The sequence below is a fragment of the Exiguobacterium sp. HVEsp1 genome, from assembly GCF_002009685.1.
Classification (GTDB): domain Bacteria; phylum Bacillota; class Bacilli; order Exiguobacteriales; family Exiguobacteriaceae; genus Exiguobacterium; species Exiguobacterium profundum.
On record NZ_KV917367.1, the window covers coordinates 1,014,502 to 1,029,453 of the forward strand.

The 14,952-nt window shown below is 51.0% G+C and carries 14 protein-coding genes and 1 other RNA gene; 11 read left to right on the forward strand and 4 right to left on the reverse strand.

The features are described from left to right. The first annotated feature begins 154 nt into the window (after positions 1-154). The 3 genes from BV910_RS05215 (at position 155) to BV910_RS05225 (ending at position 2,494) form a co-directional block, all read left to right on the forward strand. Positions 155-1,369, forward strand: a complete 1,215-nt coding sequence (locus BV910_RS05215; protein WP_078146583.1) for a DASH family cryptochrome — start codon at positions 155-157, stop codon at positions 1,367-1,369. Between the two features lie 74 nt (positions 1,370-1,443). Then, positions 1,444-1,630, forward strand: a non-coding RNA gene (gene ssrS / locus BV910_RS05220) — 6S RNA. A gap of 96 nt (positions 1,631-1,726) precedes the next feature. Further along, positions 1,727-2,494, forward strand: coding sequence for a tRNA threonylcarbamoyladenosine dehydratase (locus BV910_RS05225; RefSeq protein WP_078146584.1), 768 nt, complete (start codon positions 1,727-1,729; stop codon positions 2,492-2,494). A 12-nt stretch (positions 2,495-2,506) separates the two neighbouring features. On the opposite strand, the gene BV910_RS05230 is transcribed toward BV910_RS05225, so the two are convergent. Beyond that, positions 2,507-3,823 carry a replication-associated recombination protein A gene (locus BV910_RS05230; protein ID WP_074037449.1) on the reverse strand — a complete coding sequence of 439 codons (1,317 nt, stop codon included), beginning with the start codon at positions 3,821-3,823 and terminating at the stop codon, positions 2,507-2,509. A 60-nt stretch (positions 3,824-3,883) separates the two neighbouring features. Here BV910_RS05230 and cymR point away from each other — a divergent pair, with 60 nt between their 5' ends. From cymR to BV910_RS05250, 4 genes are read left to right on the forward strand one after another with little or no spacing between them, the layout of a single operon-like run. Continuing rightward, complete coding sequence (cymR, locus tag BV910_RS05235; protein WP_015881188.1) at positions 3,884-4,291, forward strand: cysteine metabolism transcriptional regulator CymR; 408 nt, start codon at positions 3,884-3,886, stop codon at positions 4,289-4,291. A gap of 17 nt (positions 4,292-4,308) precedes the next feature. Then, the gene (locus tag BV910_RS05240; protein WP_078146585.1) at positions 4,309-5,445 is read left to right on the forward strand and encodes a cysteine desulfurase family protein; all 1,137 of its coding nucleotides are present in this window, start codon (positions 4,309-4,311) and stop codon (positions 5,443-5,445) included. Further along, positions 5,446-6,567 (forward strand): tRNA 2-thiouridine(34) synthase MnmA, encoded by a 1,122-nt coding sequence (mnmA, locus tag BV910_RS05245; protein WP_078146586.1) that lies wholly within the window; start codon positions 5,446-5,448, stop codon positions 6,565-6,567. A 10-nt stretch (positions 6,568-6,577) separates the two neighbouring features. Continuing rightward, entirely contained in the window at positions 6,578-7,237 is a 660-nt protein-coding gene (locus tag BV910_RS05250; protein WP_078146587.1) for a tetratricopeptide repeat protein, read from the forward strand. Between the two features lie 44 nt (positions 7,238-7,281). Here BV910_RS05250 and BV910_RS05255 read toward each other — a convergent pair whose 3' ends face one another. From BV910_RS05255 to BV910_RS05265, 3 genes are all read right to left on the reverse strand, one after another. Next, positions 7,282-7,728 (reverse strand): hypothetical protein, encoded by a 447-nt coding sequence (locus BV910_RS05255; protein WP_078146588.1) that lies wholly within the window; start codon positions 7,726-7,728, stop codon positions 7,282-7,284. Then, positions 7,725-8,000: a hypothetical protein gene (locus tag BV910_RS05260; RefSeq protein ID WP_078146589.1), complete on the reverse strand. Its 276-nt coding sequence runs from the start codon at positions 7,998-8,000 to the stop codon at positions 7,725-7,727. The genes BV910_RS05255 and BV910_RS05260 overlap by 4 nt, the downstream gene beginning before the upstream one ends. Positions 8,001-8,062: 62 nt before the next feature. After that, positions 8,063-8,611: a VOC family protein gene (locus BV910_RS05265; RefSeq protein WP_240499799.1), complete on the reverse strand. Its 549-nt coding sequence runs from the start codon at positions 8,609-8,611 to the stop codon at positions 8,063-8,065. A gap of 118 nt (positions 8,612-8,729) precedes the next feature. Here BV910_RS05265 and BV910_RS05270 point away from each other — a divergent pair, with 118 nt between their 5' ends. From BV910_RS05270 to BV910_RS05285, 4 genes are all read left to right on the forward strand, one after another. Beyond that, positions 8,730-9,416 (forward strand): magnesium and cobalt transport protein CorA, encoded by a 687-nt coding sequence (locus BV910_RS05270; protein ID WP_078146591.1) that lies wholly within the window; start codon positions 8,730-8,732, stop codon positions 9,414-9,416. A 70-nt stretch (positions 9,417-9,486) separates the two neighbouring features. Beyond that, positions 9,487-11,694, forward strand: a complete 2,208-nt coding sequence (gene recD2 / locus BV910_RS05275; RefSeq protein WP_078147910.1) for an SF1B family DNA helicase RecD2 — start codon at positions 9,487-9,489, stop codon at positions 11,692-11,694. Positions 11,695-12,004: 310 nt separating this feature from the next. Next, positions 12,005-14,647 carry an alanine--tRNA ligase gene (gene alaS, locus BV910_RS05280; RefSeq protein ID WP_078146592.1) on the forward strand — a complete coding sequence of 881 codons (2,643 nt, stop codon included), beginning with the start codon at positions 12,005-12,007 and terminating at the stop codon, positions 14,645-14,647. Between the two features lie 37 nt (positions 14,648-14,684). Next, complete coding sequence (locus BV910_RS05285; protein WP_015881196.1) at positions 14,685-14,951, forward strand: IreB family regulatory phosphoprotein; 267 nt, start codon at positions 14,685-14,687, stop codon at positions 14,949-14,951. The last annotated feature ends 1 nt before the right edge of the window (position 14,952 follow it).

The window sequence follows — 14,952 nt, forward strand, 5'->3', positions numbered from 1 at the left end:
CCATTTTGCCTTTCTTAGCCATTATGCTACACCCCTTTCTCTTCTAGAAGAATATATTCCACAGAATTTGATTTTGAAAACATATCTCGAGCACATTTCATCCTCATGACGGAGATCATAACCCATCATACTATAGAGTGGAGGAGGTCTATTGATGAAAACAATCATTTGGTACCAAAACGATTTACGTGTTGATGATCATTTGCCGCTCGAAGAAGCACTTCGCCATGACGATCCGATTGAAGGTCATTTTTTCATCAGTCCGAATCAGTTCATTGAAAACCGTTATGGCGTCATTCCACTCGGGAAGGAGCGACTTCATTTCTTGAAGGAGTCATTAGAGGATGTGGCCGGCTCACTCGATGCGCTTGGAATCCCATTTTACGTGCACGTCGGTCATCCGCTCGAAACGCTCGATCCATCCGACCGTCTCTTGTTTCAACGGGCCGTCGGGTACAATGAGCGCCGACGTGAAAATGAAGTGATGAAAAGATGGAAAGGGACGTACGAGACGTTCGAAGGATTTACTTTATTTGAAAAAGAAGATATCCCGTTTGAGAAAATGCCGTTTCTCTTCACGGAGTTTCGAAAAGCGGTCGAATATGATGTACGGCCTCGCGAACTGATCTCTCGGAAGGCAACGGCTGCCACACGCGAGGTGACGTTCCCATTTTCGATTCAAGAAGTAAAGCAAGACCCGAGGACGGCGTTTCCGTTCAAAGGTGGCGAATTGGCAGCGAAGCGTCGGCTGAACGACTATTTGTCCGTACCAATTCGAACGTATAAGGAAACGAGAAATGGATTTGGGGTTGATGACTCAACGAAGCTGTCAGCGTATTTAGCGAACGGGTCGTTATCCCCACGACGGGTGTTTTTTGAACTCGAAGCGCATGAACGAACACATGGGGTAAATGAATCGACGTACTGGTTGTACTTTGAACTATTATGGCGTGAATTTTTCCAATGGGTCGCACTCGAACAAGGAAAAAAATTGTTTCGGTCACAAGGCATTCGGTCGAAACGAAAAGATTGGCGAGTCGATGAAGATGTCGTTGAAACATGGCGACGAGGAGAGACGGGCGTCGATTTCGTCGATGCGTTTATGCGCGAACTGAATGCGACGGGGTGGATGTCCAATCGGGGACGACAAATCGTGGCTAACTATTTCGCAAAGGAGTTGAAACAAGACTGGCGCTACGGGGCTTCCTACTTTGAATCGAAACTAATCGATTACGACGTGGCGAGCAATTGGGGGAATTGGGCGTACCAAGCGGGTGTCGGAAACGACTCAAGGGACCGCCGTTTCAACATCGAGCGTCAACAGTTCACGTATGATCTGGACCGTGAGTTTCGTAACAAATGGTTGTGACCAAACTGTCACGAGAAGTCGGCGTTTCTCATTGACTTCTTTTTACAGAAGCGCTATAGTTAAATCAACAGATGGGATACCTGAGGTGTACGAGAGCCGCCTTCGTTATTTTGAGCCAACACTTTGAATACGGGAGACCGAACTGCTAACCGGATCAACTGCCTCATCACGTGCAGGAGGACTTGTGAAGGAAACGCTAGGTCACCCACCTGCATACGCAGGTTCAAAAGCAAGGCATCGTCACGGCACTCCGGGCCCCATCGATTTTTTTTGTAAATACGTCGCGAGACGTCTTTTTTTTGAATATAATTCCGAGTAAAATAGTATGAGAAAATAGGATTAGTTGGAGGAAGAAATATGTTACACCAGTTTTCACGTAATGAATTGGCCATCGGCTCTGAAGGCCTTGATGCTTTAAAGAATAAAACGGTCGCGATTTTAGGCGTCGGCGGTGTCGGCTCATTCGCGGCAGAGGCACTTGCGCGCAGTGGCGTCGGACGCATCGTCCTTGTCGATAAAGACGACATCGATATCACAAACGTCAACCGACAAATCCATGCACTATTGTCGACGGTCGGTCAACCGAAAGTCGAAGCGATGGGCAAGCGTCTCCTCGACATCAACCCGGACTTAGACCTCGTCCAATTGAAAATGTTTTATACAGAAGAGACATACGAAGAGTTCTTTGCTCAAAAGATCGACTACGTCATCGATGGGTCAGACACGATCATTTATAAGATTCATTTAATCGTAGAATGTAAGCGTCGCGGCATCCCGGTCATCTCAAGCATGGGGATGGCGAATAAGATGGACCCGACACGCATCAAGGTCGTCGACATTAAAGATACGTCATATGATCCAATCGCGAAGATGGTCCGTACTCGTCTACGTAAAGAGAAAATCTACAAAGGCGTCCCGGTCGTCTTCTCGGACGAATCTCCAATCGTGACACGCGAAGACGTGAACGAGGTCGTCGGGAAGAAAGATGCCCCGATCCGTAAAGCGAAGATGCCACCGAGCTCGAACGCGTTCGTCCCATCGGTTGCAGGACTTGTCGCTGCAGGATACGTCATCAATGACTTGCTCGAACAAGCGGGCGTCGAAATCAACCGCATCCAAAAATAAAACGACGCTGGCTCATTTCGAGTCGCGTCGTTTTTCCCAATAATCGAGCCGTTTTTGAATTTGTTGCTCGAATCCACGTGGCGTCGGTTTATAGTAATTTGGTCGTTTTCTAGCCAAATTCTCTGGCCAATAGTTTTGAGGGACGAACCCGTCTTTTTCGTCATGTGGATACTTGTATCCGACCCCGTTTCCGAGTTCACGTGCTCCTGGACTATGGGCGTCGCGGAGATGTACGGGCACAGGGCCTCCCTCGACTGTGCGGACGTGGTGAAGCGCCTTGTCGATGGCGGTGATGACCGCATTTGATTTTGGAGCGGTCGCCAAATAGAGAACGGCTTCTGCGATTGGGATGCGAGCTTCCGGAAAACCGATGTACTCGCTCGCTCGTGCTGCTGCATCGACGATGAGAAGTGCGTTCGGGTCGCTCATTCCGATATCTTCGGCGGCATGGACGTATAAACGACGCATGATGAATCGCGGAGATTCGCCAGCCTCAATCATGACGGCTAACCAGTATAGCGCCGCATCCGGGTCAGACCCCCGAATCGATTTGATGAACGCCGAAATGACATCGTAATGTCGGTCGCCCGTCTTATCGTATTTGATCGACTTCTGTTGAATCGACTCTTCCGCGACCTCAAGTGTGATATGAATCTCTCCGTCCACCTCAGGCGTTGTCAAGACGGCGAGTTCGAGTGCGTTCAATAGGACACGGTAGTCACCATCCGCCATTTTGATATAATGGTCTGCAGCAGCTTCATCCATTTTGACCGGATAATTTCCGAGACCACGTGAATCGTGTAGCGCCCGCTCAAGGACGGCACGTAACTCTTCGGCACCAGGTGGCTCGAGTCGAAATACGGTCGCGCGTGACAGGAGTGCGGCGTTTACTTCAAAACTCGGGTTTTCGGTCGTCGCTCCGATGAGGACGAGCTTTCCAGACTCAAGGGCAGGAAGGAGCGCGTCTTGTTGGAGCTTATTGAACCGGTGGATCTCATCTAAAAAGAGAATCGTCCGTTCGTCTTCATAGTCGAAGCGGGACTCCGCTTCACGAATGACGTTCCGCAATTCATCGAGTTTTGCTGTGACGGCGTTCAATTGGACGAATGTCGCTTTCGTGTAATTCGAAATAACACGGGCAAGTGTCGTCTTACCGGTGCCAGGTGGACCATATAGGATAATCGTACCGAGTCGATCGGCTTCGATGGCACGACGAAGTAGCTTGCCCTCGCCGATGATATGGCGCTGTCCGATCACGTCATCTAATGTTTCGGGGCGCATCCGATTGGCGAGCGGTCCGCCATTCGATTGATGAAATAAATCAGGCATACGTAACCATTCCTTTCGACAAACGTTTGTTCGATTAGTATAACAGAAGGAGACTTGAAGATGAAAATATCTACTAAAGGCCGTTATGGCTTGACGATCATGATTGCGTTGGCACGCGAGACTGATAACAAACCGCTCAGTTTAAAAAAGATTGCGGCACGACATGAATTGCCAGAGCATTACTTAGAGCAATTAATCGGCCCACTCCGTAACGGTGGACTCGTCAAGAGCGTGCGTGGTGCTTATGGCGGCTATCAGCTCGTCAAACCGCCAGAAGAAGTGACAGCAGGTGAAATCATTCGCTTGCTCGAGGGACCTTTAGCCATCGTTGAAGATTCTGAAGCAGATGATGCGGTGAAACGCAAGCTTTGGGATAAAATCAAAGAAGCCATCGATACCGTCCTTGACGAAACGACACTCGCGGACCTCGCTGAAGAAGAGTCAGACGGCTACATGTTTTATATTTAAGAACGAGGTGACCTTAGATGAACTATTTTGATCACGCTGCGACGACACCGATGCGACCGGAAGTCCTCGAAGCGATGACACCCTACTTTTTAGAGACGTATGGGAACGCGTCGAGCATCCACGGAATCGGGCGTAACGCCCGGGCGGCGCTCGATTCGTCACGTCGCGTCCTCGCGAAGTGGATCGGTGCTTCACCGAACGAGATTGTATTCACGTCAGGTGGGACGGAGTCGGATAATTATGCTTTGTTCGGTGCGGCATATGCCCATCAGGAAAAAGGCAAACATATCATTACGACAAAAGTCGAGCACCACGCCGTGCTTCATGCGATGGAGCAACTTGAGCGCGAGGGCTTCGACGTCACGTATCTCGATGTTGATGAGTCGGGAGCTGTAGATGTAGAAACGTTCCGATCAGCGTTACGTGAGGATACGATTCTCGTATCGGTTATGTACGGCAACAACGAGGTCGGAACGCGCCAACCGATTCAAGAAATCGGGGAGTTGTTACAAGACCATCAGGCTCTCTTCCATTCGGATGCGGTACAAGCGCTCGGTACAGAAGAAATTGATGTGAAACGTATTCATGTCGATTTATTGTCGGCGTCCGCACATAAGGTGAATGGACCAAAAGGTATCGGTTTTCTTTTCATGAAAACAGGTGTAAAATTAGCGTCACGTTCTTTTGGTGGACAACAAGAACGTAAACGTCGAGCCGGCACGGAAAATGTTCCGGGTGCCGTTGGATTCCAAAAAGCAGCTGAACTCGTCATGGCAGAGCGTGAGGACCGAGTGACTCTCTATGCTTCGCTCGATTTGGCACTGCGTCAACGTCTTGACGAACTAGGCGTAACTTATGAGGTGAACGGGTCGAATCGTTTACCTCACATCGTGAACCTATACCTCCCTGGAATTGACCTTGAACCTTTCCTCATCATGATGGATATGCGGGGCATGGCGATTTCGAGCGGGAGCGCCTGCACGGCGGGGTCGGTCGAACCGTCCCATGTATTGTCGGCGATGTACGGGGATTCAGAGCGGACGCGTCAGTCTGTTCGAATCAGTTTTGGCCACGGTAACTCGGTCGAGGACGCGAAACGGCTCGCGGAGCGACTACAAGAAGTCGTCTCGACATTTATGAACGGAGTGAGATAGATGAATTTACGCACAAAAGCCCCTGAAGAGACGACGGTCGTCGTCGGGATGTCAGGTGGCGTCGATTCATCGGTGACGGCCCATGTGTTAAAAGAACAAGGGTATAACGTCATCGGAATTTTTATGAAAAACTGGGATGACACGGACGAGAACGGTGTGTGTACGGCGACAGAGGACTATGAGGACGTCATCGCCGTGGCGAACCAAATCGGGATTCCTTACTATGCGGTCAACTTTGAAAAAGAATATTGGGACCGCGTCTTTGAATATTTCTTAGCGGAATATCGTCTCGGTCGGACGCCGAACCCGGACGTCATGTGTAACAAAGAAATCAAATTCAAAGCATTCCTCGACCATGCGCTTCGAATCGGTGCCGATTTTGTAGCGACCGGACACTATGCGCAAGTGAAATATGTTGATGGTGAGCACCGTCTGTTACGAGGAAAAGACGATAACAAAGACCAAACGTATTTCTTGAACCAATTGTCACAAGACCAGCTCGCGCGGACGATGTTCCCGATTGGTCATATGGACAAGAAAGATGTACGTGCGATTGCCGAAGAGGCAGGACTCGCGACGGCGAAGAAGAAAGATTCGACGGGAATCTGCTTTATCGGTGAACGGAACTTTAAAGAATTCTTGTCGGAATACCTTCCATCACAGCCTGGTGAAATGCGGACGCTCGATGGCGTCGTCAAAGGACGTCATGACGGGTTGATGTATTATACGCTCGGACAACGTCACGGTCTCGGAATCGGTGGCGACGGGGACCCTTGGTTTGTCGTCGGGAAAGATGTTGAGAACAACGTCTTGTTCGTCGGACAAGGGTTCCATCACGACGCGCTCTACTCAGATGCGCTGCTCGCTTCGAAACTATCATGGACGGGAGCTGCTTCATCAGGAGAGTTCCGGGCGACGGCGAAGTTCCGTTATCGCCAACAAGATGTCCCGGTCACGATCGCTCCGCTCGAAAATGGCGAGGTCCTCGTCAAGTTCGATGAGCCACAACGTGCCATCACGCCAGGACAAGCGGTCGTCTTCTATGATGGCGACATCTGTCTCGGTGGGGCAACGATTGACGAAGCGTATCGAAACGGAAAACGACTCGACTATATCGGATGAGGTGATTGATATGAACGCAAACGAACAAGGCATCCAAGCGATGCAGCAAGGTGAATTCGAACGGGCAGCCAAACATTTCAATGAGGCCATTGAAGCGAACCCGACAGACCCGACTGGTTTCGTCAACATGGGGACGTTGCTTCAGGCAATCAATGATTACGATCGTGCCGTCATCTTCTATGACAAAGCGATTGAACTCGATGGCTCGTTCGGTGCCGCGCACTATGCGAAAGGCGCCCTTGCCTATGAACTTGAGCAATTGGAGTCAGCGGAGGCGTCGCTTCGCCAAGCGCTCCTTTCGGGGATGGACGATGCCGATCTTCACTTCATGCTCGGCTTGACGTACAAAGCGATGGGTGACTTCGTTCGTGCGATGCCACGCCTGCGTGAAGCGAAGAAGCAATCGCCGGAAGACGTGGAAATCACGTTCCAATACGGACTTGCCCTCGCGCAAAGTGAACAGCTCGAAGAGGCGGTCGTCGCGTTAGAAGAGACGCTCGACCTCGATGCGAGCCATACGGATGCCCGTTACAACTTAGCAATTGCGTATGCGTTCTTGGGTGACCAGGAACGGACGTATGCTGAGTTGCAACGCGTCCTTGAGATGCAACCCGATCACGAACTCGCACGTGACGCCATCGCGAAGATGGATGCACTGCTCGGTAACTAAATTAATATAGCGCTTCTCGCAGTTTTTGCGAGAGGCGCTTTTTGTTAGTCCCAATAATGGAAAATGACGTTACCGACCGTCTCTGGTTCCCAATATTTGATTTCTCCGCGTTCCGCCTTGTTCAGAAACGGCTGTAGCGACAAATCGAACCGCTCATTCAACTCAGCCGCTGACGGAATCTGATAGGTGTCAGGAAACATGTCGGTCAGTTCGGGTACATCGATGAATTCATATTGAAACGGTTCGAGTTTGGAGATGCCGATGACAGGATAGTTTCTGCTGAGCAGGACATAGATGGTTTGCTCACTCCATGTGATACTCGCTTGGTGATAATTCGGAGTGATTTCGTCCCCAATGGTAAAGGAACATATTCCTCGTTTAATCCGGGTGAACTCAAAACAAATCGATTTGAACGTCTTCCAATCTGACCCTGGGGCGGAACAGTCGCCGTATGAAAAGCCGGTGATACATTCAGGGAGGGTGAGCGTCATGCGGACACCTCCCCGATGACCCAAATCAAAAGATTAAAAGTCATCAATACAAGCGTGCCGGAGAGCGCGAGGTAGCTCCACAAGACACGCTTTCCGGACTTGGCTCGTCGTACACCATCCATCAAAATCAGGAAACTCGTCCCGAGTGAGACGAACGCCAACGCTGCAAACGAAGTGGGTCGGTCGAGCGTGGGAAACGCATCGATCACAAAATACAGCCCAAAGGTGAGCAAGCCTAAACAAGCCAAGAAGAAAAGCGGGAAGAAACGCATATAGCACGACCTTTTCCATTTTCTCTCATCGTATCATGTGGGTTGTCGAGCGTAAATGTGAATCAGAGCTGTTTCGTCGTGATTTTTACGGGCTCGCCGCCGAACTCACCGTAGGCCTCGTCCATGTTTTTCGTGTATAGCTCGATCACGTTCTTGCTCGGGTCTTTGAAGTAGGCCGAGCGCTCTTTACCGTTGACCGTCTCGTCCTCGTCCCACGTCCGGAGTTTCGTCGGGATGTTTGATGCCTCTAACACTTCGAGCGCTTGGTCGAACGACTCCATCGGAACGAAAAATGCGCAGTGGACGTGGGCGCCGCCTTCATCATAGAGCGTGTCCCACTCGGTCACGTCCTCTTGGCGGTTCGATTCTTCTTCCGATGTGAACTCTCGTTTCAGCCAGAGGCCGAGACGGGTGTTCCCCCCGACATAGAGCCACGTCGCCCAAGGTTCGTCCGCCTGTTCCTGTGCTTCGCTCGGCTCGGCATCGTCACCGACCCATTGTTCGACGACGGGAAGTCCGAGCTTGCCGTGCCAAAAATCGACGGCCTCGGTCATGTCGGTCACTTCTAACACGAGTTCACACAGGCCACTGATTGGAATACGTTTCGTCATACATAGTCCCTCCTTCATAGGTTCACTCGAACAGTTCCCGCTTTGATTCGACGAAAAACGTGCATAGCCGTCCGATTGTTCGGGAAATGGATTAGCAATGTGAGAGGGGAGAAAGCATATGCGGATGTTTAGTTTGGTCAGCGTCGTTATTTTTTTCATCATCGAATGGTTCATGCTCGGTCGTCTGTTCATCGAAGTCGATAATCGTCTCGCGACGGGCGAGTGGACGAATAATCTCTTGTTCCGGGTCGTCGTCGAGTCGGAACGGGCGACGACCGTGCTGTTACTCCTGTTTGCGACATTTTTTGTAATCGGTGTCGTCATGCATTGGATATTGTCGGCGAACAAGTCCTGGTCCGTGACGTTTGGTGCGGTCGGGGTGGCGTGGGTCGTCCCGGCCTTGCTTGCCCTCGTGGCTTGGTTCATCCCGAACCCGTACGTCCAGCTAGGGATTATCGTGTTGCAGCTGTCGTTCATCCCGCTCGTCCCGTTCGTCGGACAGACGGTACGGCTCGGTCACGTCGTGTTGAACTGGGGCGTCCACGTCATCGCCGCGGGACTTGTGCTGTTGATTCAGCGACCATCGCTTGAGCAACTGTTTCGTGTCGAGCGGACCGAGCTGTTCGAGCGGCTCGAAGGTTATGTTAATTCGGGGGAGCTGGAACGGTTCGAACGACTGCTTGAAACCGTGGACTTGGAGCAACTTGAGCGCATCTTGAACCGAATCGATGTCGATCAGCTGATTCGGATTCTTGAACGTGTCGACCTCGACCAGCTCGAGCGCATCCTCAACCTGTTCAGTTAGGCGATTTGTCCTACCGTTCAAACTCGGGCTATAATGGATGATGGAAAAATAGCTGGAGGTGTCGGATATGATGGCAGCACCTTATGAGTTGACTGGAAAAGTCATTCGAGTCCTGTTTCAATCAGAAGAAGAGGCGCATACAATTGCGCTCGTACGTATAAAAGAAAAGAATTTTGAGACGGATGAGACCGAGATGGTCATCGCTGGCGTCGGAGTCGGCATTGAGAAGGGCGAGACGTATAAAGCGCACGGTCGTCTCGTCGAACACCCTCGATTCGGAAAACAGATGAAGGCGGATTGGATTCGCCGTGTCGTCCCGATGACGAAACGGGCTGCCGTGCGATTTTTAACGAACGGGTCTTTCCCTGGAATCGGTCAAAAAACGGCGCAGAAGATTGCGGATTCTCTCGGGGACGATTGTATCGACCAGATTGTGAAACATCCGAGCATCTTGTCCGAGGTAGACGGATTGAAAGAAAAGCAGGCACGTGTGATCACCGAGCGCCTGAACGTTTTATATGGGGTCGATCAGTTGCTTTTGTTTCTCGCTCCATTCGACGTGACGCCACGTCTCGCCTCGAAAATTCATAAAGAGTATGAAGGACGGGCGATGGAGACGATTGAGAAGAATCCGTATGCGCTCATGTACGACGTACAGGGGATTGGATTCAAGACGGCGGATGCCATCGCGGCACATTTTGGGATTCAAGGCATTCATCCTGAACGCATCGCGGCAGCCGTGCTGTACGTATTAGAACTCGAGCAAGGGAACGGTCATCTCTACGTGACAGCAGAACAACTTGAAGCCGAGATGCCTCGAATTATCGGGGCGGACCCGGGTGAAGCGCTCGTCACGGCATTAGAGTCACTGGCCAAAGAAGAACGGGTCGTCATCGATGACGGGGTCGTCTATCACCCTCACGTGTTCCGTGCTGAGCGAAAAGCGGCAGAAGAGTTGGCGCGCATCATGGCGACATCGACAACAGAGGATGTGGATATGACGACCATCTTTGATGCGGTCGGACGTGTTGAGGAAATGTTTTCAATCGAATATGCGACCCAACAGCGAGAAGCCATCGAACTTGCGCTCAAGTCACCGCTCATGGTTCTTACAGGTGGTCCAGGTACCGGGAAGACGACGGTCGTTCGAGGAATCATTCATGCACTCAGCGATGTCTTCGATTGGAAGTTAGAACCCGTTCCGAACCAACCGTTCCCGTTCGTCTTGGCCGCACCGACGGGTCGAGCGGCGAAACGCCTCAGTGAGTCGACCGGGCTACCGGCCTCGACGATCCACCGTCTGTTAAAGTTCGACGGTAGCTCGTTCCAAGTCGATGAGACGAATCCACTTGTCGGGAAAGTGCTCATCGTCGATGAGGCGTCGATGATTGACATCTTTTTGTTCCGAAGTTTGCTCAAAGCGGTACCGAACGGCATGAAAATCTTGTTCGTCGGAGACCGTGATCAGCTCCCATCTGTCGGACCGGGGCAAGTACTTGCCGATTTGATGGCGACAGAAGGGATTCCAGTCGTCCGCCTTGACGTCGTCCATCGTCAAGCGTCGGAGTCAAGTATCCTCCGTCTCGCCCATTCGTTGAATGCGAAGAAAATGCCAGACGATTTGTTGGCGTCACTGCCAGACCGGCGTTTCTATACGGCGAACCAAGAGACGGCGCTTCAAGCGATTTGTCAGATGGCAGGAGCGGCTCTCCGAAAAGGATATTCACCGTTTGATATTCAAGTGCTCGCACCGACATATCGGGGTGTCTGTGGAATTGATGGGCTGAATGAAGCTCTTCAGAACGTATTCAATCCAAAATCGAGTGCCCGTGAAGTGAAACACGGGACGCGTATTTACCGCAATGGCGATAAAGTGCTTCAACTCGTCAACAACGCCGAGGAAAACGTCTATAACGGGGACATCGGAGAAATCACGAACATCTTCTACGCGAAGGAAAACGTCGATAAGGTCGACAAGATTTATATTCGATTCGATCAGACAGAAGTCGAGTACAACCGTAGTGAATGGGATCAGTTCACCCATGCCTACGCTATCACGATCCATAAGTCACAAGGTTCCGAGTTCCCAATCGTGCTCATGCCGGTCTTCTTCAACGGAGGATTCCGGTCGTCACGCAACTTGATTTATACAGCTGTGACTCGGGCGAAGAAGAGTTTACTTTTGTTCGGTGACGTGCGTGCGCTCGAGGCGGCGACGCGAGAAGAGGAACCGGTGCGACGGACAAAATTGGTCGAGCGCTTAGGCGGGAAGTCTTGACGTCTTTCCGAACGCGTGTGATAATGACGAATAGACAACTGAAACGATACAGACGATGAAGGAAATGAGTACGTCGTCACCGCCTCTACAGAGACATCTTCCTAGGCTGCGAGAAGATGGGGGTCGGCCGACCGAAGCTATTCTGGAGTCCCCACTCAACCTGGGCGCCTCATCCACGTTAACGGATGTTCGAGGCACGGTATTCTACCGTGCGAACGAGGGTGGTACCACGAAGCGATGCTTTCGTCCCTTTCCACAGGGGCAGGCATCGCTTTTTTTCGTTTCGTTCAGAAATAAGGAGGAATTGTTCATGAAACCGCTCAAATCATTGACTGGCGCACAAATTCGCCAAATGTACTTAGATTTCTTCAAATCAAAAGGGCACAGCGTGGAGCCGAGTGCTTCGCTCGTACCGGTCGAAGACCCAACTTTGTTGTGGATCAACTCTGGTGTTGCAACATTGAAAAAATATTTTGATGGACGTGTCATCCCAGCGAACCCACGGATCGTCAACGCTCAAAAATCGATTCGTACGAACGATATCGAAAACGTCGGGAAGACAGCACGTCACCATACGTTCTTCGAAATGCTCGGGAACTTCTCAGTCGGTGAATACTTCCGTGAAGAAGCAATCACATGGGGATGGGAACTGTTGACGAGCGACGAATGGTACGGACTCGATCCGGACCGTCTCTCCGTCACGATTCACCCAGACGATGAAGAGTCAAAACAAATCTGGATGAACCTTGGCATGCCAGCTGACCGCATCATCCCGCTAGAAGATAACTTCTGGGAAATCGGTGAAGGTCCATCTGGTCCAAACACGGAAATCTTCTTTGACCGTGGTCCAGCATTCGGGGACGACCCGACAGACCCTGAACTTTATCCGGGTGGGGAGAACGAGCGTTACCTTGAAATCTGGAACATCGTGTTCAGCCAATATAACCATGACGGACATGGAAACTACACAGAGCTTCCGCGTAAAAACATTGATACAGGGATGGGACTCGAACGGATGGCGAGCGTCCTTCAAGACGTACCGACAAACTTCGATACCGACCTCTTCATGCCGATCATTCGTGAAACTGAAAAAATCAGTGGCGACGTATACCGTCAAGACAGTAGCAAGGATGTTGCGTTCAAAGTCATCGCGGACCACATCCGTACGGTATCGTTCGCAATCGGTGACGGGGCACTCCCATCGAACGAAGGACGTGGCTATGTCCTCCGTCGTCTTCTCCGCCGTGCGGTCCGCTATGCGAAGATGCTTGGTATCGAGCGTCCGTTCATGTATGAGCTCGTCGACGTCGTCGGTGACATCATGGTCGACTTCTACCCGCAAGTGAACGAGAAGAAAGACTTTATCAAGAAAGTCATTAAAAACGAGGAAGAGCGTTTCCACGAAACGTTGAACGACGGACTCGCGATTTTGAACGAAGTCGCAAAAGCACAAAAAGCAGCTGGGTCAAACATCATCAGCGGTCAAGACGCATTCCGTCTTTATGACACGTACGGCTTCCCGCTCGAATTGACAATCGAATATGCAGAAGACCATCAGATGACGGTCGACGAAGATGGATTCAAAGAAGCGATGAACGAGCAACGTGAACGTGCACGTCAAGCGCGTGCTGACGTAGAATCGATGCAGATTCAGTCGGGTGTGCTTGCAGATATCACGATGCCATCGACCTTCCTCGGATACAACAGCCTTGAGACGAACGCAAAAATCATCAGCTTGATTCACAACGGCGAACTCGCTGACGTCGTCGCTGCCGGAGAAGAAGCACAAGTCATCCTCGATCAGACACCATTTTATGCCGAGAGTGGCGGTCAAATCGGTGATAAAGGACAAATCGTCGGAGAAGACTTCCTTCTTCGCGTAAAAGATGTGTCGAAAGCGCCGAACGGACAGAACTTGCATACAGTCACGGTCGAGTCAGGTGTGGCGAAAGCGGAAGTAGCCGTCACGGCTTCTGTCGACCAAGCATCGCGTCAAGCCATCGTCAAGAACCACACGGCGACGCACCTCTTGCACCGCGCACTCAAAGATACGCTCGGGGAGCACGTCAACCAGGCCGGTTCACTCGTGACACCAGACCGTCTTCGTTTTGACTTCTCTCACTTCGGTCAAGTGACATCAGAAGAGCTTCAATCCATTGAGCGTCAAGTGAACGAGAAAATTTGGGCATCGATCGGTGTCGATATCGAAGAAATGAACATTGCGGATGCGAAAGCAAAAGGCGCGATGGCACTCTTCGGCGAGAAGTATGGTGATGTCGTTCGGGTCGTATCAGCAGGGGATTACTCGGTTGAGCTTTGTGGTGGGATTCACGTCTCCAACACGGCTGAAATCGGACTCTTTAAAATCTTGTCTGAATCAGGGATTGGCGCTGGGACGCGTCGAATTGAAGCGGTCACAGGAGCTGGCGCATATGAAGTGATGAACCAGCAAATCGAAACGCTCGAAGCGACAGCGAAGTTGTTGAAGACGAAACCACTTGAAGTTCCTGCACGCGTACAAGCACTTCAAGCTGAAATCAAAGAAGTCGAGCGTGCTTCAGAGTCGCTTAAAGCGAAGCTTGCCAACATCGAGGCATCTTCATTAACGGATGCGATTGAAACGATTGGCGGCGTCCAGTTGATTGCGAAACGCGTCGATGGACAAGACATGGATGCCCTTCGCAGCATGGTCGACGACTTGAAAGGGAAACTCGGCTCTGCCGTGATTATCCTTGGGTCGGCAAATGGGGAGAAGGTCAACCTCGTCGCAGGTGTGACGAAAGACCTGAACGACCGTGGCTTCCATGCCGGAAAACTGATTAAAGAAGTCGCGACACGCTGCGGTGGTGGCGGTGGCGGTCGTCCAGACATGGCACAAGCAGGTGGCCGAGATGCAACAAAACTGGACGAAGCATTGAAGTTTGCTTCACATTACGTCGAATCACTGGCATAATAGAGTGTGAAGTGCAAACGGAAAGAGGTGGATTCTTGTGAGCCAAATGGATCGCACGATGCAATTCAATTTTCCAGAAGATGATCAACGTGCTAACACACGTGAGACGCTGATTACGGTATATCAAGCACTCGAGGAAAAAGGTTATCAACCGATCAATCAAATCGTGGGATACTTACTGTCAGGTGACCCTGCCTACATTCCACGTCATAATGATGCGCGAAACTTGATTCGCAAAATTGAACGGGATGAACTTCTCGAAGAGTTGGTCAAATCGTATTTGAACGATCGTAGAGAGGATTAAT

Coding starts and splice junctions, on each gene's coding strand:
- mnmA (WP_078146586.1), top strand. CDS start 5,446: ATGAATTTACGCACAAAAGCCCCTGAAGAGACGACGGTCGTCGTCGGG.
- cymR (WP_015881188.1), top strand. CDS start 3,884: ATGAAAATATCTACTAAAGGCCGTTATGGCTTGACGATCATGATTGCG.
- BV910_RS05240 (WP_078146585.1), top strand. CDS start 4,309: ATGAACTATTTTGATCACGCTGCGACGACACCGATGCGACCGGAAGTC.
- BV910_RS05230 (WP_074037449.1), bottom strand. CDS start 3,823: ATGCCTGATTTATTTCATCAATCGAATGGCGGACCGCTCGCCAATCGG.
- BV910_RS05255 (WP_078146588.1), bottom strand. CDS start 7,728: ATGACGCTCACCCTCCCTGAATGTATCACCGGCTTTTCATACGGCGAC.
- recD2 (WP_078147910.1), top strand. CDS start 9,487: ATGGCAGCACCTTATGAGTTGACTGGAAAAGTCATTCGAGTCCTGTTT.
- BV910_RS05225 (WP_078146584.1), top strand. CDS start 1,727: ATGTTACACCAGTTTTCACGTAATGAATTGGCCATCGGCTCTGAAGGC.
- BV910_RS05265 (WP_240499799.1), bottom strand. CDS start 8,611: ATGACGAAACGTATTCCAATCAGTGGCCTGTGTGAACTCGTGTTAGAA.
- BV910_RS05215 (WP_078146583.1), top strand. CDS start 155: ATGAAAACAATCATTTGGTACCAAAACGATTTACGTGTTGATGATCAT.
- BV910_RS05250 (WP_078146587.1), top strand. CDS start 6,578: ATGAACGCAAACGAACAAGGCATCCAAGCGATGCAGCAAGGTGAATTC.
- alaS (WP_078146592.1), top strand. CDS start 12,005: ATGAAACCGCTCAAATCATTGACTGGCGCACAAATTCGCCAAATGTAC.
- BV910_RS05260 (WP_078146589.1), bottom strand. CDS start 8,000: ATGCGTTTCTTCCCGCTTTTCTTCTTGGCTTGTTTAGGCTTGCTCACC.
- BV910_RS05270 (WP_078146591.1), top strand. CDS start 8,730: ATGCGGATGTTTAGTTTGGTCAGCGTCGTTATTTTTTTCATCATCGAA.